This window comes from Humibacter sp. (assembly GCF_051954055.1).
Classification (GTDB): domain Bacteria; phylum Actinomycetota; class Actinomycetes; order Actinomycetales; family Microbacteriaceae; genus Humibacter.
This window is the reverse complement of sequence record NZ_JBQCIE010000060.1, coordinates 22,765-41,670: the sequence shown is the minus strand read 5'-3', so window position 1 is coordinate 41,670 and position 18,906 is coordinate 22,765. Positions and strand designations below refer to the sequence as shown.

The following is an 18,906-nucleotide window of genomic DNA, read 5'->3' as shown; positions in this document are numbered from 1 at the left end:
ATACCAGGAGGGGTCCTTGGCGCGCATGGCCGGGTATCCGCCCTGCGCATTCGGGAACAGCAGCTTGATGCGCTGGTCGAGGCCGTCCCAGGCGAAGTCGTCGAGCGCTGCGCCGCCGAACGTGACCCGAACGAACGTGGGCGAGATCCGCTCCGTGGCGACCACGGTCACGTCGAAGAGCCGGAAGAGCGGCTCGACCGCCGTGTCAGCGAACGCCATGCATAACCTCCCCTACGGCGACGATCGAGGCATCCTTAGCCACACGGTGCCTTCCGATCGGCACGACTAGCGGCGTCGCGGAAATCGGGTCGTCCACGATCGCGGCATCGAGCCCGAACACGTCCCTGACCAGCTCGCTGGTCACGACCTCGCTCGGTGCCCCAGAGGTGACGATCGCGCCGTCCTTCATCGCGATCAGCTGGTCCGCGTAGCGGGTGGCGAGGTTGAGCTCGTGCATGACCACCACGACGGCTGTGCCCCGGCGCGCGAGATCGGTGAGCAGGTCGAGCACGTCGATCTGGTGCGCCACGTCCAGGTAAGTCGTCGGCTCGTCGAGCAGCAGGATGTCCGGCTGCTGCGCGAGCGCCATCGCTATCCAGACTCGCTGCCGCTGGCCGCCGGAGAGCTCGTCCACGCGGCGCTGCGCCAGCTCGGCGATGCCGGTGGCGGCCAGCGCGTCGGCGACCGCATCGTCATCGGCCGTGCTCCACGGCCTTGCCCAGGACTGATGCGGGTAGCGGCCGCGGCCGACGAGCTCTGCGACGGTAACGCCCTCCGGTGCTACCGGGCTCTGCGGCAGAAGTCCGACGACGCGGGCGACCGCCTTCGTCGGCGTGCGGCGGATGTCCGTACCGTCCAGCAGCACAGCTCCCGTCTTCGGAGCGAGCAGGCGAGCGAGCGCGCGCAGGAGCGTCGACTTGCCGCATCCGTTCGCTCCCACGATCATCGTCACGCCGCTTTCCGGCAGACGGAGTGTGAGGTCGTCGACGACGACGCGGTCGTCGTAGGCGAGCGTGACGTGGTCGGCGACGAGGGTGTGCGTGCTCACGAGACTCCTCCGGTGGATGCATTGCGACGGCCGCCTCGCGCCAGCAGCCAGAGCAGGTAAGGGGCGCCGATCGCGCCGGTGACCACGCCGACCGGGAGTGCGACCCCGGGGATGAGGTGCTGGCCCACGAAGTCGCCGCCGAGCATGATGACGGCGCCCATCAGCGCTGAGGCGGGCAGAAGAAGCCGGCTCGAGCGGAGCATCCGCGAGGCGATGGGTGCTGCGAGGAAGGCCACGAACGCGACAGGACCGGTCAACGACGTGCCGACCGCGATGAGCGCCACCGCAAGCAGGATGAGCAGCACGCGGTCGCCGCCCGCCCTCGCGCCCAGCGCCGTCGCCGTGTCGTCGCCCAGGCGCAGAACATCCAGCGCCCGGCCGCTGAGCAGCGCGAAGGGCAGCAGCACGACGATGGCGATCGCGACCGGCGGCAGCTGGTCCCAGAGGCTGCGGCTCAGGCTGCCGGTGAGCCACACCATGGCCTGCTGCGCGTCGGCGATGCCGGCGCGAGAGATGACGTAGCCGATCACCGCCTGCGCGGCCGTTCCGACGGCGATGCCGATCAGCACGAACCGGTACCCCGTGGTGGAGCGCCCGGCCGCCAGCACGAAGATCGCTCCGGCCGTGAGCAACGCCCCGGCGAGTGCGGCTGCCGAGACGATGAGCCCGGATGTTCCGAGCACGGCGATCGCCACCACGGCGGCGAGCCCTGCGCCGGAGCTGATGCCGATCACGTCGGGGCTCGCGAGCGTGTTGCGCAGCACCGACTGGAACAGGCATCCGGCCGCCCCGAATGCGAGGCCGACGAGCAGCCCGCCGAGCGCGCGCGGTAGCCGCAGCTCGGCGACCGTGAAGCCGGCGCCGGGAACGCTCTGGCCGAACAGCACCCGAAGCACGTCCCCGATCGGCGTGACGGTGGCGCCGATGCACAGCGTGAGCACGACGAGTGCGAGCGCGGCCACGCTCAGCGCGACAACCACGACGACATCGCGGCGCATCGTGGACCGGCGTGCGGCACGGATGCCCGCCACGACGGCATCGCGCGCGCCTGCCTCATGCGGGTACCCGGCTCGCGTCTCCGCGGAGGAGACCCGCGAGGTCGTCGTTCCGACGCTCACAGCGCCGCCGCCTTCGTACGGCGCACGAGCGCGATGAGTACGGGGGCGCCGATCACGGCGACGACGACGCCGACCTCGATCGTGGACGGACGAGCGACCAGCCTGCCGATCACGTCGGCGACGAGCAGCAGCACGCCGCCGAGCAGAGCGGATGCCGGAAGCACCCACCGATAGTCGGCGCCGAAGATCAGGCGAGCGGCGTGCGGAACGGCCAGGCCGACGAACGCGATCGGCCCCGCCATCGCGGTGGCCGCGCCGCACAGCAGCACCACGGCGACAGCGGCCAGCACGCGCGACAGGCCCACACGGTGGCCGAGTCCGCGCGCAAGGTCGTCGCCCAGCGCGAGCGCGTTCAGCGCCGGACCCTGCAGCAGAGCCAGCACCACGCCGACGACGATGAACGGCGTGAGCAGCACGATCGTCGGCCAGGACGGCGCGGAGATGGAGCCGATCTGCCAGAACCGATAGGAGTCGAGCGAGTCGATGTGCGTGAGCAGCACGCCGAGCGTGAGCGAGGATGCGGCGGCCGTGACCGCAGCGCCCGCCAGGGTCAGGCCGAGTGGCGTCGCGCCCTTCCTGCCGACTGACGCGACCGCGTACACGACGAGCGCCGCGGCGGCCGCACCGGCGAACGCGAACCAGACGGTGCCGATCGCGCTCCCGACTCCCAGGAACGTCATGCCGAACACCACGAACAGAGCGGCGCCCGAGTTGATGCCGAGCAGGCCGGGGTCCGCCAGCGGGTTGCGCGTGACGCCCTGCATGAGTGCTCCGCCGATTCCGAGCGCGGCCCCGACCAGGATGCCTGCAAGCGTCGTCGGCACCCGGCTCAGCGTCGCGGCCGCGTTCATGCCATCACGCGCCACGTCATGCGGCCCGGTCAGCGCCTGCCAGACCTCCTGCAGCGGCACGTCCCGTACGCCGAACACGAGCGAGGCGACGGATGCCGCGACCAGCGCGAGCACGCACGCCGCGATGCCCGCGATGCGGACGGCGCGGCGTCTCGCCGGCCTGGCGTCGACGCTGGCAGGCGTGGCCGCGAGAGCCGCGGTGCGTCCGGCGACGCTTGCGCCGTTGTGGAGCTCGGCGCTCGTCTCGTGCAGTGAAGCCGTCATCGTTACGGTCGTGGTGTGCTGAGTGCGGGCATCCGTCCTACCGCGCCTTGTCGGCGGCCTTCGCCAGCTCGGGCACGAACTTCGGCAGAACCCATGGAATGGACAGCACGGAGGGCGCCGACGTCGCCATGATGTCGGTCGTGTTGCTCAACTCGACCACCGAGCCGCGCTGCACCGCGGGGATCTTGCTGAGCAGCGGATCGTTCTTGATCAGGTCGAACGAGGCGCCGTCGTCCACGTAGATGACGGCGATGTCGGCATCCAGGGTGTCCGCCTCCTCGCTGCTGATCGTGCCGAAGAACTGCGAACTGCCCTTGGACAGCTTCTCGATCGAGGGCGCGTTCTTCAGCCCAAGGTCGTTCAGGAACCGCACACGCGCGTCGTTCGGCGTGTAGTACGTGATAGTGCCGAGGTTCTTCGGGTCGACCCAGATGTACATGACGGTCTTGCCCTTGATCTGCGGGTACTTCGACACCGCGGAGTCGATCTTCGCGTCCGTCTGGTCGATCAGCTTCTTCGCCTGAGCCTTCTTGCCCAGCGCCTCGCCGTCGATGAGAGTGGTCTGGCGCCACGGCGTGCCCCAGGCATCCTTCGGGTACGACACGGTCGGCGCGATCTTGCTGAGCGTCGTGTACTCCTGCTTCGTGAGGCCCGAGTAGGCGCCGAGGATGACGTCGGGCTGGGAGTCCGCGATCTTCTCGTACGGGATGCCGTCGCTCTCGTCGTTCAGTTGCGGCGTCTTCGCGCCCGCCTCCTTCAGGGCCGCCGCAGTCCACGGCAGCACGCCGTCGCCGTTGTCGTCGCCGTAGGTGGCCTTCGACATCGACACCGGGATGTCGCCGAGGGCGATAGCCGCGTCCTGGTTCGTCCAGCTGATGGTGGCCACGCGCTTCGGCTGCGACGGGATCACCGTGGTGCTGTACGTGTTCTTCAGTGACACGGGGAAGGGACCGGATGCCTTCTCTGCGTCGTTCGTCGCGTTGCCCGTCGTCGCGGAACATCCGGTGAGCACGAGAGCCGCCGCGGTGAACACGGCCGCGACGGCGAGCCGGGATCGGCGGGGCGAGCGGGTGCCGGTGGGCGTGCGATCGGCGCTGGAGGTCATGCTGTCCTTCGGGTCGGATGGTCCGGATGCGTATACCGGGTGGGCTGGCAGGCGGGCCGTGGGCATGCGTCGACGGCAGCGCGGACGCCCGCCGCATGACGGGCGCCGAACGCGCCGTCGGGCGGCGGTGCCCGTTTCGTGGAGTCGTCGCCTTAGCGCGATCGGCTCAAGTGGTAGGTAAGGCTTACCTAACTCAGGCAACCCTAACCCATGCCGGGGCGAGCGGTCCAGCCCTTGGGGCGTTTGCACGGCGAAGCGGGAGCGCCTCGCGCTACACGAATCGGCATCCGCCACAGGGGTCGCAGCTGCCGCGAGTCACGGATGCGCTACACGAATCGGCATGTGCCACAGGAGTCGCGGCTGCTGGGGAAGGCGGTGCGCCACACTTTCCGGCATCCGCTACAGAAATCGGCATCCGCGCCAGGAAAATCGTGTAGCGGATGCCGATGGGTGTAGCGCGAAGCGATGGGGCGTGCGGACGGTGCGTGGCTCGTGGCGCGGGACGCGGGGCGTCAGCCGCGGCGCGGGAAGCCGGGCGGGAGCGCGGCGAGGGCCGGCTCGACGCGCTCGAGCCGGGCGCGCTCGCCCAGCAGTGCGGCGTACTCCCGGTCGCGGCGCAGAGCGGCGACCGCGACGAGGAACGACTCGGCGTCGGTGTTCGGCAGCGGCGAGACGAAGGGGGACGCCTCTCGCGCGAGATCCGTGGCGACGCGGGCACGGGCATCCGGCGTGAGGGTCGCAGCGTGCCGCAGGAACTCCGCGATGCGCCGAGCCAGCCGCGGCGGCAGGGCCGCGACATCCGCAACCGTTGCCCACGCCGCCAGGTGCGCGGGGAGGGGGAGCGGCGGAGGCGGAGGCGCGGGCATGCGTTGCAGCTGTGAGTACGTTCCGGCGAGGAGGTCGCCGATGCGCTTCGAGCGCGGGCTGAGCAGGCCTGCGACCGCGGCGATGCCGCCGAAGGTGAGGTAGATCTCGATGGATCCGGCCAGTGAACGCACGAAGGCGTGCCGCAGCTGTTCCGCGGCACCGTCGTCGCGCACGATACGTGCGCCGATGGCGAGCTTGCCCAGGCTGCGGCCGTGGCTGAGCGTCTCGACGGTCGTGGGCACGACGACGAACATCACGGCGACGATCACGACCTGGGTGGCCGCCGTCGCCGCGGCGTCGAGCACCTTGCCCGCCGCGGAGAGCGCCCAGAACAGCAGGAGCACGACGGCGTACGTTGCGAGCACATCGATGATGAGTCCGGCCGCGCGCAGCACGAAGCTCGCCGCACGGGCATCGACGCCGACCGCCTCACCGATGAGCTGCCGGTCCTCGTCGCCGTACTGCGTCAGCGCGGTGTCGGCGTAGCGGTCGGCGATGGGGCCGGTGTAGCGATCTGTGACCGCGGTGACCCGCCCGGTGCTCGCCGCCTCGCCCGCCATGGCTACCATCTAAACAGCATGGATGCCGACGCGTACGCCGCAGCCCACAGCGCCGAATGGGATCGGCTCGGCGCGCTCGCGCGTCGGCGGCGGCTGGACGGCGAGGCATCCGACGAGCTGATCGGGGCGTACCAGGTGGCGACCACGCAGCTCTCGGCGCTGAGCTCGGCGGACGGCGACAGCGCCTATACGGACCGGCTCGCCACCGTCATCGCTCGAGCGCGGCTGCGGTTCACCGGCGCACGTTCCGGTGCGGCGGGCGCGGTGGCCCGGTTCTTCGTGATCTCGCTCCCCGCCGCCCTGTACCGGGTGCGCTGGGTGACGCTGTGCGTCGCGCTGGGAACCGTGCTCGTGGCAACGCTGGCCGCCTGGTGGCTGGTCGGCGATCCGCGAGCGCTCGCCGCGGTGGGTAGCACCATGGACCTCAAGCAATACCTGAACCACGACTTCATCGACTACTACTCGCGCAACCCGGCCGCGTCGTTCGCCGGCCAGGTCTGGACGAACAACGCGTGGCTGGCAGCACAGAGCATCGCCACGGGCATCCTCGGCGTGTACGTGCCGTACATCCTGCTGCAGAACGCGGTGAATCTCGGGGTCGCGGCGGGCATCTTCGTGCACTACGACCGCGCGGACGTGATGTTCTCGTACATCCTTCCGCACGGGATGCTCGAGCTCACGTCGCTCTTCGTCGCCGCCGCTGCCGGCCTGCGCATCTTCTGGGCGTGGATCGCACCGGGGGCCCGCACTCGAGGGCAGGCGCTGGCACAGGAAGGCCGCGCCCTGTTCGCGATCGCGGTCGGTACGGCGATCAGCCTGTTCTGCTCCGGCCTCATCGAGGGCTTCGTCACGCCGTCGGCTCTGCCGGTGTGGGCGAAGGTCGCGATCGGCGCGCTCGCTCTGGCGGCCTTCCTCGTCTACATGCTCGTGCTCGGACGCCGTGCGGTGCTTGCGGGGGAGACCGGCGACCTCGACGACGCGGATGCTGCGACCCGCCGCCTCGTGGCCGGCTGAGGTGGTACCGCCGGTTGAGTAGCGGCCGAAGGCCGCGTATCGAAACCAGACCTCCGAACGGTGCGATGGTTTCGATACGCCGCTCGCGGCTACTCAACCGGCGGTACCGGGTACTCAACCGGCGACGAGTGAGCGGTCCTTGAACTAGCGCTTCAGGATGCCGTCGAACAGCGGCCTGAACGTGAAGCCGGCGATCAGCGCACCGATGATGGGCGCGACGATCGTGACCCACACCTGGGCGATGGCATCCGGACCGCCGTAGATCGCGGTGGCCAGAGCACGTGCCGGGTTGAACGAGCCGTTCGACACCGGGATCGCGATCAGGGCGACCAGTGTCAGCGTGAGACCGATCGCGAGCGGCGCGAACCCCGCGGCCGCACGAACGTGGGTCACTCCGAGGATGACGTAGAGGAAGAACGCCGTCGTCACGATCTCGATGATGAACACCGACCAGAAGCCGTAGCCGCCGGGCGAGAGCACGTCGTAACCCGTGGACGCACCCTTGAACTGCATCGTGAGGAAGTCGCCCTTGGTGCCCTTCGCACCGGAGAGGACCCAGAGGATGATGCTGGAAGCGATGATCCCGCCGACCAGCTGGGCGATGATGTAGCCGATCACGTCGCGCCAGGCGAAGCGGCCGCCCGCCGCGAGTCCGAGCGTGACGGCGGGGTTGAAGTGCCCGCCGGAGATCGGTCCGAACGAGTAGGCACCGACGACGACCGAGAGGCCGAGCGCGATGGCGACGCCGAGGAATCCGACGTTCAGGCCGCCCTTGCCCGCGTTGAAGCCGGCCGCATAGATCGCCGTGCCGACGACCGAGAACACCAGGAGGAACGTCCCGAACGCTTCGGCCGCGAGGCGAGCGCCGAGAGACGGAGAGACGGAGGCCTCCGGTGAGGCCGCCGCAGGAGTTGACTCAGACATCTTCTCTTTTCCTTTGCGGATCGGATAGGCCGGGCAGACTCCGCACGAGGACATGCGTCCCGGCGCCTACAGCGACGCTAAGGGATCTCCCAGGTTCGCCACGGCCGATTTCGCCGCATGTCGCGACGAACGGCACGTGAACGTCCTGATGTTGCCCGACCAACAGTTCGTATCGTGAAATTCGATTCTCGCATGACGAATGCGCGACAGAATGCATCGGCCGCCGAGCCTCGCCATTTCGGTGAGAGGCGACGGGAAGTTCGGCTAGAGACGACCGGATGCCTTCAGCTGCAGATACCGGTCGGCCAGCGCGGGCGGGAGCTCGGCCGGCGGCGCGCTGACGACATGCGCTCCGCTGAGGCGCACGGCTTCCGCGACCCGAGCTGCATCGAGCAGGGCACGTTCGGCGGCGGCAGCGCCATAGAACGAGTCGACGTCGCCGCGCTCGGCGGCGAGCTCCGCGACGCGCGGATCGCGCACGGATGCCACGACCACGGTGTGCGTGGCGGTGAGCTGCGGGAGGGCGGCGAGGAGGCCGGTCGACGACCCGGGCGCCGAGGCATCCGTGAGGAGCACCACGAGTGCGTGCCGGTGCGTGACGGCCCGCACCTGGGAGGGGACGGCCGACCAGTCCGTCTCGATGAGTTCCGGCTGCACATCGGCCAACGCGGTCACCAGTCGCGAGAGCAGGGCCGGACCCTTGGCCCCCGTCACGCGTGCCCGTATCCTTCGGTCGAACGCGACGACGTCGACCCTGTCGCCACCGCGGTCGGCGAGAGCGGCAAGCAGCAGGGCGGATTCGAACGCCGTGTCGAGCCGCGGTTCGTCGGCGATCCGCGCGGCGGATGCGCGCCCGGTGTCGATCACGATCACGACGCGTCTGTCGCGCTCGGGGCGCCACGTGCGCACCATGATGCCGGAGCCGGCGCGCGCCGCGGTCGAGGTGCGAGCGGTGGCACGCCAGTCGATCGACCGAACGTCGTCGCCTGCCACGTACTCGCGCAACGAGTCGAACTCGGTGCCCTCACCCCGCACCATCACCGGCGTCGACCCCTCGAGCTCGCGAAGCCGCGCGATACGAGAGGCGAGGTGCCTGCGCGAGTGGAACGGCGGCAGCACCCGCAGCTCGGCGGGGGAGGCGAGCGTGGCCTGACGCGACCACAGACCCAGGGGCCCGGCGGAACGGATCACGACGAACGCGGCGCGTCGGGTGCCGCGCCTGCGCGGGGTCAGGGTGAGCGTGAGCATCCGTCGCTCGGCGGGCGGAACATCCAGCTGCACACGTGACGGAGACGCGCCCGCCGACGGTTCCCAGCCGTCGCGGAGCCTGCCGTGCAGCCGCTTCGCGCCTAGGTTCGTGACGAGGATCGTGGACGAAACCGTCTCGCCGAGACGCACGCTGGCCGGCAGCATTCTCGCCAGGAGAACGCGACGGGGAGAGGATGCCGCCAGCAAGTCGATCGCGCCCAGCACGCAGCAGAACACCAGCCAGCATGCCAGCGCGAGGTATGCGCCAGGCGCGGTCGCACCGAACAGCACGACGGGAAGCAGCCCGACGGCGAGGAGGGCGACGAAGCGCCCGGTGACGGCCACCCGTTCGTCCTACAGCGGAACCTGCACCTGCTGCAGCACGGAGCGCAGGATGCCGTCTGTCGTCACGCCCTCCAGCTCCGCCTCCGGCTGCAGCTGCATGCGGTGCCGCCACGCGGCCGGCGCCATCGCCTGCACGTGGTCCGGCGTGATCGCGTCGTAACCGCTCAGCCACGCGTACGCCTTCGCGGCCGCCAGCAGTGCCGTGGCCCCGCGCGGACTCACCCCGAGTCGTACAGACGGACTCTGCCTGGTGGCTCTGGCGAGGTCGACGATGTAGGCCAGGACGTCGGCTCCTGCCGCCACCCGGCGCACGTCGGCCCTCGCGCGCAGCACGCCGTCCGCGCCGAGGACCGAGCGGATACCCGCAGCATCCAGGGCCTGCGGGTCGAAGCCCGCTGAGTGCCGCCGAAGCACCTCGAACTCGGTGTCCCGGTCCGGCAGGTCGAGCACGAGCTTGAGCAGGAAACGGTCGAGCTGAGCCTCCGGGAGCGTGTACGTGCCCTCGTACTCGATGGGGTTCTGCGTCGCGGCGACGAGGAACGGCTCCGGCAGCGCCATCGTCTCGCCGTCGGCGCTGACCTGGCGTTCCTCCATGGCCTCGAGCAGAGCCGCCTGGGTCTTCGGCGGGGTGCGGTTGATCTCATCGGCCAGCAGGATGTTCGTGAACACCGGTCCGTGCCGGAAGACGAACGCGGCAGACTTGGCGTCGTACACCACGGAGCCGGTCACGTCGCCCGGCATCAGATCGGGCGTGAACTGCACGCGTTTCATCCCGAGCGACAGCGAGGCGGCGAGCGAGCGCACCAGCAGGGTCTTCGCCACGCCTGGCACGCCCTCCAGCAGCACGTGACCTCCGGTGAGGAGCGCCACCAGCAGGCCCGTGACGACGTCGTCCTGTCCGACGACCGCCTTCGCCACCTCGGAGCGCACGGCGGAGAACGCGGACCGCCACTCGTCTCGTGCGGCGGTGTCGGCGCTGGCGGTGGTGGGGTCGGTCATCGGTGTCTCTCTCGTCGGCGTCCCTTGAGCCTACTGATCTGGCGGTTCTGTACCGACCGCCGAGACGGCGGTCGGCGCTGGCGTCGCGGCGGTGGCCAGAATTGGCCTCCGCTCCATTCTCCAGTGCGCCTACTGACCCGCTTGCCCGGGAGCTCTGGATGCCGCGCGGACCGCGGACTCGAGATCGGCGAGGCGCGCGGCGTACTCGAGTGCGGCGGAGTCCGTCTGCGGTCGACCGTCGAGCAGCACGTCGCGCACGCGATCGGCGGGCCATCCGGTGAGCGCAGCAGCGGATGCCGCGACCTGGTCGGCGTGCGCGTTGCGTGGCAGCCCGCACAGCGAAGCGATGCGGCCGAGCGCGCCGACTCGCAGCGAGTCGAGCGCGTGCGTCCGGGCGGATGCCGTTCGATACAACCGCGCCCGGCCCTCCATGGTCTCGCCGGCGCGCACGACGACGGGCAGGTTCTCCACCACCAGGGGACCGAAGCGTCGACCGCGCCAGATCGCGGCAGCGACGGTCACCGCGATGAGCAGCACGATCGCGGGAGTCAACCACTCGGGTGTCAGCTGGGCGAGGGTGGGAGCTCCGGCGGGTGAAGCATCCGCCTCGGAGGGCAGATACCAGACCAGTGTTCGGTGCTGGCCGAGCAGTCCGATCGCGAGCGCCGCGTTGCCTGCTCGCGCGATGCCCTCGTTGTCGAACATCCCGGGGCCGACGACGCTCACCGTCGCACCTCCGGCGCGGGTCTGTGCAAGGGCGAATGCGCCGCCTCCGACCGGGAAGCACCCCACCGCCGAGCCGCTCGCGCGGAATGCCGCGCGCACGCCCGAAACCGATCCGGCGTTCTGCGCCGCGGCGACGGAACAACGCGGCGAATTCGAGACGGATGCCCGCTCGCCGGCGGGTGCGATGCCTGGCGCCATCCTCGTCAACTGCTCGTACCCGGGATCGATCACCACGACGTCGGCGCCGATGGCGAGCGCGGAGCGCAGCTGGGAGGCATCCAGGATGTCGTTCGGATCCGAGAGCAGCACCGTGGTGTCGTCCCGACCGGATGCCGCCCGGCGCGCGGCGTCGAGCGACCCGGCCGGGCGCACGTCCACGCCGTGCTGAGCGAGCACACGGGCGAGGGCCTGGCCGCCCTGTTGCGCCGGGTTGGAGGCGCTCATGGGGTCGGTCGATGTGGAGGCGAGCGAGAGTTGCACGGCCGCAGCGAGCCCCGCGCCGATCACGAGGATGGCCACGAGCACGATCCAGCCACGCGCCCGTCTCATGGTCTGCCGCGGCGTCCGCGAGAGCGCGGGGGCGGTCATCGACCGACCCCCGGAGTGCCGGCCAACCGGTTGGAGCCCGTGAGTGCGGTGAGTCGCGGCGCGGCCCTGCCTAGGTCGTGATCCAGCGCGACGAGTGTCCGGTAGTCGTCGGCGCTCGCCACGCGACCCAGGTAGCGCACGCCGTCGAAGAGCACGGCGGCCCGATGCAGGCGCTCCGCGAACGACGGCAGCGCGCGCGACGCGTCGATGGCGAGCTCCTGCGCGGTGGTTCCCGGCAGAAGCAGCACGATGGTGCGTTCGCCGAGCGATCGGGCGAGCGCGCGGAACAGGTCGCGCACCGCCTCCTCGTAGCGGCCGTCGTCGGCCGCACCGGCAGCGTCCCTGCGCAGATCGGCGATGCTGCGTCCGTCGTCCTCGTCGAACACGACGGACGCCACCGGCCGCCTCCGCAACCGGGGCAGCCCGAAGACGACGAATGCGCCGATGAGGATGGCAGCGATGACGGCGATGCCGATGCCGGCGAGAATCCAGCCGGCGTTGCCGCTCACGTTCGAGCCGAGCGAGTGGAACCAGTCGGCGATCTGCTGCGCCAGTCGGTCGAACCAGGTCGGTTTCGCCGCCTGATACTCCGGCTTCGCCAGTTCGTGGCGCAGCCACTGCTGGCCGGTGGGGCCGTCCGGGTTCAGCGGCGGAGCATCCGCGAGCCGCACCAGCAGCGCGGTCGGCAGGAGCTGCACGATCGCGCCGATCACGGCCGCGCGCCGGGCCAGGCGGGCGCCTGGAACGGGTCGCGGGCATCCGGGATGCCTGCAGCGCGCTCGTCCACCACCCTGCGCAGATCGGCGTCGAGGCCCTCGCGGCGCATCCGGAGGTCGAGGTACACGGTCGTCGCCGTTGCCGCCTCCACCACCGCGGTGACCGAGCCGATGAGGGTTCCGACGATGAGGGAGATCACGTAGTAGACGACGGTGACGGCGATCGCGTTGCCGGTCTGGAGCGACCCGGTCGGGCTGATCACCGAAATGACGATGTAGTACACGGTCTGCAGCGGAACGGTGACGATCGAGCTGGCGACCGAGCACACGACCGCGACCAGGGCGAGCGTGCCGAATGTGCGCCAGAACGATCGCTCCGTCAGGCGCCAGGAGCGCGCGACGGCCGCGAACACGGTCGTCTTCTCGATCACGATGATGCTCGGGGTCAGCGCCGTTTTGGTGCCGATCCAGATCCACAGGGCGGCGAGCCCGCACACGCCGAACACGATGAAGAGAACCACCCCCACCCAGGAGCCCGCCATCGCCGATCCGACGGCCGCCGCGGCCAGGAGCGCGAACGTCGCCACCACGCCCGCCGCAAGCAGCATGGTCCAGCCGATCAGGCGCCACCTGTGGCCCCTGGTCGCCCGCCACAGCGCTCGCAGCGTCAGCTTCTCGCCGAGCGCGCCGCGCGACACCTCGGATGCCACAAGCCCCTGCACCAGCGCCGTGCCGATCAGCGAGATGACCACAGAGACGAGGACGGCGGCGATCAGCATCGCGATGCTCCCGGCCGTGACGAGCTGCACGTCAGAGGGAGAGTTCTGGTCGGCCGTCGCGATGCGCAGAACCGCGAAGACCGCGGTGAGGCCGACCACGAGCACGGTCGTGAACGTGGAGATGAGCTGCACGATGAGCGCGCCGCCCACCGTGGCTCTCGGGTTGTGTCGCAGCACCCGGAACGGTGTGCCGAACAGCGTTCCGAACGGGAGGGGACGCAGCGGGAACAGGCCCGGCTTGGGTGGCGGCGTCCACGCGCCGGGGCCCGGCTGCTGCCAGCCCTGTTGCCACGCGGGCTGCTGCCACGATGGTTGCTGCCAGCCCGGCTGCTGCCAGCCGGGCTGCTGCCACGCGGGCGGCGCCTGGTACGACGGGGGAGCGGTCGGCGGCGCCCACGACGCCGGCGCGGTCCACCCTTGCGAATCGCCCTGCATCGGCGGCTGCCGGTCGCCCGAGTCGGGCCGGGCCGCGTCGTGGGAGTCGCTCACCGCTGATTACCTGCCGCAGAAGTCGATGCTGGAGTCGACTCATCCTGGCACAACGCCCGAAAGGGGGCGATCCGGCGGCGTGGAGCTCCAGGGAACCGGTGCACCGTGTCGACTACTCTTGTGCCATGGTCTCGCCCGCGTGGTCGCCATCCGCGGGCACAGAAGAGGAATCAGGACCCCTGACTGGCATGAACGCGAAAATCCTGGTGGTCGACGACGACACCGCCTTGGCCGAGATGATCGGCATCGTGTTGCGCACCGAGGGCTTCGAGCCGAGCTTCTGCGCCGACGGCGCCATCGCGATCGACAGCTTCCACGCGACCAAACCCGATCTCATCCTGCTCGACCTCATGCTGCCGGGAATGGACGGCATCGAGGTGTGCTCGCGCATCCGCTCCGAGTCAGGTGTGCCGATCATCATGCTCACCGCCAAGTCGGACACGGCCGACGTCGTCAAGGGCCTCGAGTCCGGCGCCGACGACTACATGGTGAAGCCGTTCAACCCGAAGGAGCTGGTGGCGCGGATCCGCACGCGGCTGCGGCCGGCCGCATCCGCACCGGCAGACGACACCCTGCGTGTCGGCGACCTCGAGATCGATGTCGCGGCACACGAGGTGCGCAGGGGGGACTCGCGCATCAACCTCACCCCGCTGGAGTTCGATCTGCTCATCGCGCTCGCCTCGAAGCCGCAGCAGGTGTTCACCCGCGAGATGCTGCTCGAGCAGGTCTGGGGCTACCACTACAAGGCCGATACCCGGCTCGTGAATGTGCACGTGCAGCGACTGCGGGCGAAGGTGGAGGAAGACCCCGACAACCCGAAGATCGTCATGACCGTGCGCGGTGTCGGCTACCGCGCCGGCGCCACGCCCTGACGAGCAGCTGATGCTCTTCGGCGTCGACTGGCGACGGTGGCGGGAGTGGCCGGACCGCTTCGCACACGTGTGGCGCACCTCGCTGCAGTTCCGCACGGTGCTGCTGACCGTGGCGCTCACGGGAGCCGCCGTGCTCGTCGCCGGCTTCCTCGTCTCGTTCATCGTCGGCAACGGTCTGTACCAGTCGCGGCTCGATCAGGCCTATCACGACTCGGCACGCGCAACGACGGATGCCCAGAAGAAGCTGGACGCATCGGACGCAACCGATCCCGAAGCGATCGACAACCTGTTCCTCCAGGTGTTCGGAGACATCAAGAACTCGACCACGACTGGCCTCGTCGCATCCTTCCGCGTTCCCGGCCAGGGCATCGATGCAGCAGCCCCGGTGGGTGTGTCCACGTTCGGTTCAGGTCGCGACGTGATCACCAAAGACCTCCGCAAGGCGGTGCAATCGGCGCCGCACTCGGTGTTCGCGCAATCCGTCGCACTGCCCTCATCCGACGGCTCGACGGATCCGGGAATCGTGGTCGGTTCGCAGCTGCAGCTCCCTACTGCCGGCCGCTACGAGCTGTACATCGGCTACGACCTCTCGGACTCCGAGCAGACGCTGCTTTTCGTGCAGCACACGCTGCTCATTGTCGGCCTCGTGCTGCTGCTGCTCATCGCGGGCATCACGTACCTCGTGGTCCGGCTCATCGTCACCCCGATCCGGGTCGCCGCGCAGACCAGTCAACGCCTGGCCGACGGCGATCTCGAGGTGCGCATGCCGATCGCGAACGAAGACGCGTTCGCGACCCTCGCTCGCTCCTTCAACGGCATGGCGGATGCCCTGCAACGGCAGATCACGCAGCTCGCGACGCTGTCGCAGCTGCAGCAGCGCTTCGTCAGCGACGTCTCGCACGAGCTGCGAACGCCGCTCACGACCATCCGTCTCGCCGGTGACGTGATCTACGACCAGCGGGAGGACTTCCCGCCGGCGACCGCTCGAACGGCCGAACTGCTGCACGCGCAGGTCGAGCGGTTCGACCGGCTGCTCTCCGACCTGCTGGAGATCAGCAGGTACGACGCCGGATCGGTGGTGCTCGAGCTCGAGCCCACCAACCTCGTGCGCCTCGCCGAAGACGCCGTCGACGACATGCGTCCTCTTGCGGTGACGAACGGTTCCGAGGTGCGCCTCGAGGCACCGGGCGGCTACTTCGAGGTGGAGATGGACCCCAGACGCGTTCGCCGCGTGCTGCGCAACGTGCTCGGCAACGCCATCGAGCACGGAGAGGGCAAGGCCATCGTCGTGACGGTGGACAGCAACCAGTCCGCGGTCGCGCTCTCGGTTCGCGACTACGGTCTCGGCATGACCGAGCGCGAGGTCGCGCACGTGTTCGACCGGTTCTGGCGTGCCGACCCCTCCCGCAAACGCACCATCGGTGGAACGGGGCTGGGCCTCGCCATCTCCCTCGAAGATGCCGCGAAGCACGACGGCTGGCTGGATGTCTGGTCGAGCCCTCACGAGGGATCCAACTTCCGCCTCACCCTGCCCCGGGTGCCCGGCGAGCCGATCGCATCCTCCCCGATCTCGCTCGCGCCCTCGGATGCCCCGCGGGACGCGGACGACCGTCCGATCGGTCACGAGCTGATCGGTGCCCAGCACGACGGCGACGACAACGGCAACGGCACATCCCGCTCGCACGGGAACGGCCGAGGCTCCGGCCGTGAACGGCTGGGCGCGTGGTGGCGCGGCGACAATCGCAAGCAGGATGGGCGCGGAAACGGGCGAGGCAGCGGACGCGAGGGGACGGTGAAGGCATGAGGCACAACATGAGCTCGATGAAGCGCGGGCGCGGGCTGCGGGCATCCGTCGTCGCGATGGCCGTGCTCGCGCTCATCGCCGGGTGCGCCCAGATACCGCGCACGAGCGCCGTGAAAGAGGTCGGCCCGATCAGCGCGCAGAACGACGGGCTCGGCCAGGTGGACTTCCTGCCGAGCGGCCCGCAGCCGGGGGCGACGCAGGACGAGATCCTGAAGGGCTTCATCCAGGCGCAGGTCTCACCGCAGAACGACTACCAGGTGGCCCGCGACTTCCTCGCCACGGACTTCCGCAGCAAGTGGAACCCCGACGCATCCGTCACCGTGGACACCGGCTCCGACCGCGACTACGAGCCGGCCGGCGGCAACCAGACCATGCTCACGCTCACCCCCGTGGCGTTCGTCGACGCCGACGGCACCTACAGCAGAGCCGAATCGTCCACGGGCATCCAGCAGCAGTACACGTTCGTCAAGAACGACGGGCAGTGGCGCATCTCGAAGGCGCCGAATGGGGTCATCATCGACAGCTCCCGGTTCCCGAGCGTGTTCGCCCCGCACGCCCTCTACTTCTTCAGCCCGGATCTCGCCTACCTCGTGCCCGACGAGCGCTGGTTCCCGAATTCGCCGGCCTCGCTGCAGACCCGCGTGGTCAAGGAGCTGGTGCAGGGCCCCGCGAGCTGGCTGTCCGGCGCCTACGTCAGCGCCTTCCCGCAGGGATCCCAGCTCACCTCCGACTCGGTCACCGTCAACGGTGGGCAGGCCGACGTCGACCTGAACAGCACGGCAGGGGCGGTGGATGCGATCACCCTCGCCCGCATGCAGCTCCAGCTCTCGCAGTCGCTCACCTCGGTCGCCGGCATCAACGCCGTGCGCATCTCCATCGAGGGCGTGCAGCGCCCGGTGTCGAACGCGCTCTCGCCGCAGCCGATACAGAATCCGTCGGTGGACTCCAACGCGCTCGTGATGCGCGGCGGCAAGTTCGGGCTGCTCTCCGGTGCGAGCGTCACGGAGATCCCGGATGTCTCGTCCAAGGTCGAACAGCTCGCCCCGCGTGCCGCGACGCTCGCCGCGGATCACCGCACGGCCGTCGTGCTCGGCGCGAACGCGAGCTGGGTGGTGCGAGCCGACACGGACGATCCCATCCAGCTCGACACCAGGCCTGGCCTCGTCGCTCCCACGCTCGACCCGCAAGGCTACGCGTGGAGCGCCACGAGCGGATCGCCCTCGGAGTTCGTGGTGCTCGGCGCATCCGGTTCGCCGACGACGCTCACCGCAGCGTGGCCCGATGCCCGTTCGCTCGTCTCGATGGTGATGTCGCGAGACGGCACGCGCTTGGCCGCCCTGGTGCGCACCGACTCGGGAACCGACGTCATGGTGGCCGGCGTGGTGCGCACCTCAGGCGGCAGGCCGGAGAGCGTGTCCACTCCGATCGACCTGGGGCCGGTTGCCGGCGGAACGGCGACCTCGCTCAGCTGGCTGGACGAACTGACGCTCGGTGCTCTGGCCACGGGATCCGGCGGCGAGAGCTCCATCGACGTGCAGACCGTGGGTGGCGACTCGCAGCCCGCCCCCGGGCCGAGCAACGGCGCGAGCATCGGCCCGGTGGGCTCGACGCCCTACTACTGGGTGCTCACCAGCGACGGCTCGCTGCAATGGCCGCGCGGAACCGGCTGGCAGCAGCGCGTGGACGGCGTGCAGTTCATCGGACAGCAACTCGGCAAGCCGCAGTAGCCGGCGCGGCGGCATTCCGCACCCAGGCGCAATGGAGGACCACCTCTCCACCGACCTCGCCCGAGGTGCGGGGTGGCGTCGTGCGACCGGCCACCATGGACGGATGCCGAAGGATGCCCCGCGCAGGCTGAAGTCTGCTCTGCTCGACGCGCTCGCCGTGATCGCGCCGACGACCTGCGCCGGATGCGGGGGGCACGACCGCGCGCTCTGCGATGCCTGCATCGCCGCGCTGCGCCCGGCAGTGCGTGAGGTCGACCTCGATGGCCTGCGCGTGGCCTACGCGCAGGAGTACGACGGAGTCATGCGCTCGGTTCTCGCCGCGTACAAGGACGGCGGGCGAACGGATGCCGGCGCTCACCTCGCGCCGTCGCTCGCGGCGGCGGTCGCCGTCGCCCTGCGTTCGACCCGTTCGCCGGGGCCGGTGCATCTCGTGACCGTCCCGTCGTCTCGGGCAGCGTTCCGCACGCGCGGCTACACGCCGGTCGGGCTCCTCCTGCAGCACGTGGGGCTGCGAACGGAGCCGGCTCTCCGAGCGAGACGCCAGGCCGCCGACCAGTCGGGGTTGACCGCGGTGTCGCGCCTTGAGAACCGATCGGGCTGGCTCGAGCCCCGCGGCTGGGTGGCGGGGCGACGGGTGCTGCTGGTGGACGACATCCTCACGACGGGAGCGACCCTGCTGGAGGCGCGGCGGGCACTGGCATCCTGCGGAGCCGATGTCGTCGGCGCGGCGGTGCTGGCCAGAACGCCGCGCCGTCACCCAGGAAGTGGCTCGTGACATCCGCTGAGGCCCGGTCTACGGTAGGGGAAAAGGTGTCGGTCCAGCCGCCCCTTCCGTACGGGTGACGGCCGCACTGGAAGCAGG

Annotated in this window: 17 protein-coding genes; 5 read left to right on the top strand and 12 right to left on the bottom strand. The window is 70.1% G+C overall.

Going from position 1 to position 18,906, the window contains the following annotated elements; genetic code table 11:
* From ACTHNC_RS07680 to ACTHNC_RS07655, 6 genes are all read right to left on the bottom strand, one after another.
* A partial coding sequence (locus tag ACTHNC_RS07680; RefSeq protein ID WP_440294008.1) for a siderophore-interacting protein occupies positions 1 to 219 on the bottom strand: 219 nt, incomplete at its 3' end.
* A complete protein-coding gene (locus ACTHNC_RS07675; protein ID WP_440294007.1) occupies positions 206 to 1,048 on the bottom strand; it encodes an ABC transporter ATP-binding protein in 843 nt (280 codons plus the stop codon). The genes ACTHNC_RS07675 and ACTHNC_RS07680, both read right to left, overlap by 14 nt.
* Positions 1,045 to 2,166, bottom strand: a complete 1,122-nt coding sequence (locus ACTHNC_RS07670) for a FecCD family ABC transporter permease (RefSeq protein ID WP_440294006.1) — start codon at positions 2,164 to 2,166, stop codon at positions 1,045 to 1,047. The genes ACTHNC_RS07675 and ACTHNC_RS07670 overlap by 4 nt, the downstream gene beginning before the upstream one ends.
* Positions 2,163 to 3,281 carry a FecCD family ABC transporter permease gene (locus ACTHNC_RS07665; protein ID WP_440294005.1) on the bottom strand — a complete coding sequence of 373 codons (1,119 nt, stop codon included), beginning with the start codon at positions 3,279 to 3,281 and terminating at the stop codon, positions 2,163 to 2,165. The genes ACTHNC_RS07670 and ACTHNC_RS07665 overlap by 4 nt, the downstream gene beginning before the upstream one ends.
* Before the next feature lie 37 nt (positions 3,282 to 3,318).
* On the bottom strand, positions 3,319 to 4,452 hold the full coding sequence (locus ACTHNC_RS07660; RefSeq protein WP_440294004.1) for an iron-siderophore ABC transporter substrate-binding protein: 1,134 nt from the start codon (positions 4,450 to 4,452) through the stop codon (positions 3,319 to 3,321).
* Positions 4,453 to 4,898: 446 nt separating this feature from the next.
* Positions 4,899 to 5,822 (bottom strand): RDD family protein, encoded by a 924-nt coding sequence (locus ACTHNC_RS07655; RefSeq protein WP_440294003.1) that lies wholly within the window; start codon positions 5,820 to 5,822, stop codon positions 4,899 to 4,901.
* 9 nt (positions 5,823 to 5,831) lie between these two features.
* On the opposite strand from ACTHNC_RS07655, the gene ACTHNC_RS07650 reads away from it, so the two are divergent.
* Positions 5,832 to 6,827: a stage II sporulation protein M gene (locus ACTHNC_RS07650; RefSeq protein WP_440294002.1), complete on the top strand. Its 996-nt coding sequence runs from the start codon at positions 5,832 to 5,834 to the stop codon at positions 6,825 to 6,827.
* A 144-nt stretch (positions 6,828 to 6,971) separates the two neighbouring features.
* Here the strand turns inward: ACTHNC_RS07650 and ACTHNC_RS07645 are convergent, their stop codons facing one another.
* From ACTHNC_RS07645 to ACTHNC_RS07620, 6 genes are all read right to left on the bottom strand, one after another.
* Positions 6,972 to 7,751, bottom strand: coding sequence for an aquaporin (locus tag ACTHNC_RS07645; RefSeq protein WP_440294001.1), 780 nt, complete (start codon positions 7,749 to 7,751; stop codon positions 6,972 to 6,974).
* A 264-nt stretch (positions 7,752 to 8,015) separates the two neighbouring features.
* Entirely contained in the window at positions 8,016 to 9,344 is a 1,329-nt protein-coding gene (locus ACTHNC_RS07640) for a DUF58 domain-containing protein (protein WP_440294000.1), read from the bottom strand.
* Positions 9,345 to 9,353: 9 nt separating this feature from the next.
* Positions 9,354 to 10,343 (bottom strand): AAA family ATPase, encoded by a 990-nt coding sequence (locus ACTHNC_RS07635; RefSeq protein ID WP_440293999.1) that lies wholly within the window; start codon positions 10,341 to 10,343, stop codon positions 9,354 to 9,356.
* A 129-nt stretch (positions 10,344 to 10,472) separates the two neighbouring features.
* Positions 10,473 to 11,657 carry a DUF4350 domain-containing protein gene (locus ACTHNC_RS07630; RefSeq protein ID WP_440293998.1) on the bottom strand — a complete coding sequence of 395 codons (1,185 nt, stop codon included), beginning with the start codon at positions 11,655 to 11,657 and terminating at the stop codon, positions 10,473 to 10,475.
* Positions 11,654 to 12,370, bottom strand: a complete 717-nt coding sequence (locus tag ACTHNC_RS07625; RefSeq protein WP_440293997.1) for a DUF4129 domain-containing protein — start codon at positions 12,368 to 12,370, stop codon at positions 11,654 to 11,656. Before ACTHNC_RS07625 ends, ACTHNC_RS07630 begins: the two co-directional genes overlap by 4 nt.
* Positions 12,367 to 13,641, bottom strand: a complete 1,275-nt coding sequence (locus tag ACTHNC_RS07620) for a hypothetical protein (protein ID WP_440293996.1) — start codon at positions 13,639 to 13,641, stop codon at positions 12,367 to 12,369. Before ACTHNC_RS07620 ends, ACTHNC_RS07625 begins: the two co-directional genes overlap by 4 nt.
* 188 nt (positions 13,642 to 13,829) lie before the next feature.
* Here ACTHNC_RS07620 and mtrA point away from each other — a divergent pair, with 188 nt between their 5' ends.
* The 4 genes from mtrA to ACTHNC_RS07600 are packed head-to-tail and all read left to right on the top strand — an operon-like array spanning position 13,830 to position 18,819.
* Complete coding sequence (gene mtrA, locus ACTHNC_RS07615) at positions 13,830 to 14,513, top strand: MtrAB system response regulator MtrA (protein WP_440293995.1); 684 nt, start codon at positions 13,830 to 13,832, stop codon at positions 14,511 to 14,513.
* A 10-nt stretch (positions 14,514 to 14,523) separates the two neighbouring features.
* On the top strand, positions 14,524 to 16,317 hold the full coding sequence (gene mtrB, locus ACTHNC_RS07610; RefSeq protein WP_440293994.1) for an MtrAB system histidine kinase MtrB: 1,794 nt from the start codon (positions 14,524 to 14,526) through the stop codon (positions 16,315 to 16,317).
* An 8-nt stretch (positions 16,318 to 16,325) separates the two neighbouring features.
* The gene (locus ACTHNC_RS07605; protein WP_440293993.1) at positions 16,326 to 18,044 is read left to right on the top strand and encodes a GerMN domain-containing protein; all 1,719 of its coding nucleotides are present in this window, start codon (positions 16,326 to 16,328) and stop codon (positions 18,042 to 18,044) included.
* 31 nt (positions 18,045 to 18,075) lie between these two features.
* Positions 18,076 to 18,819 (top strand): ComF family protein, encoded by a 744-nt coding sequence (locus tag ACTHNC_RS07600; protein WP_440293992.1) that lies wholly within the window; start codon positions 18,076 to 18,078, stop codon positions 18,817 to 18,819.
* The last annotated feature ends 87 nt before the right edge of the window (positions 18,820 to 18,906 follow it).

Coding starts and splice junctions, on each gene's coding strand:
- ACTHNC_RS07665 (WP_440294005.1), bottom strand. CDS start 3,281: ATGACGGCTTCACTGCACGAGACGAGCGCCGAGCTCCACAACGGCGCA.
- ACTHNC_RS07660 (WP_440294004.1), bottom strand. CDS start 4,452: ATGCCCACGGCCCGCCTGCCAGCCCACCCGGTATACGCATCCGGACCA.
- ACTHNC_RS07655 (WP_440294003.1), bottom strand. CDS start 5,822: ATGGTAGCCATGGCGGGCGAGGCGGCGAGCACCGGGCGGGTCACCGCG.
- ACTHNC_RS07650 (WP_440294002.1), top strand. CDS start 5,832: ATGGATGCCGACGCGTACGCCGCAGCCCACAGCGCCGAATGGGATCGG.
- ACTHNC_RS07645 (WP_440294001.1), bottom strand. CDS start 7,751: ATGTCTGAGTCAACTCCTGCGGCGGCCTCACCGGAGGCCTCCGTCTCT.
- ACTHNC_RS07635 (WP_440293999.1), bottom strand. CDS start 10,343: ATGACCGACCCCACCACCGCCAGCGCCGACACCGCCGCACGAGACGAG.
- ACTHNC_RS07630 (WP_440293998.1), bottom strand. CDS start 11,657: ATGACCGCCCCCGCGCTCTCGCGGACGCCGCGGCAGACCATGAGACGG.
- mtrA (WP_440293995.1), top strand. CDS start 13,830: ATGAACGCGAAAATCCTGGTGGTCGACGACGACACCGCCTTGGCCGAG.
- mtrB (WP_440293994.1), top strand. CDS start 14,524: ATGCTCTTCGGCGTCGACTGGCGACGGTGGCGGGAGTGGCCGGACCGC.
- ACTHNC_RS07605 (WP_440293993.1), top strand. CDS start 16,326: ATGAGCTCGATGAAGCGCGGGCGCGGGCTGCGGGCATCCGTCGTCGCG.
- ACTHNC_RS07600 (WP_440293992.1), top strand. CDS start 18,076: ATGGAGGACCACCTCTCCACCGACCTCGCCCGAGGTGCGGGGTGGCGT.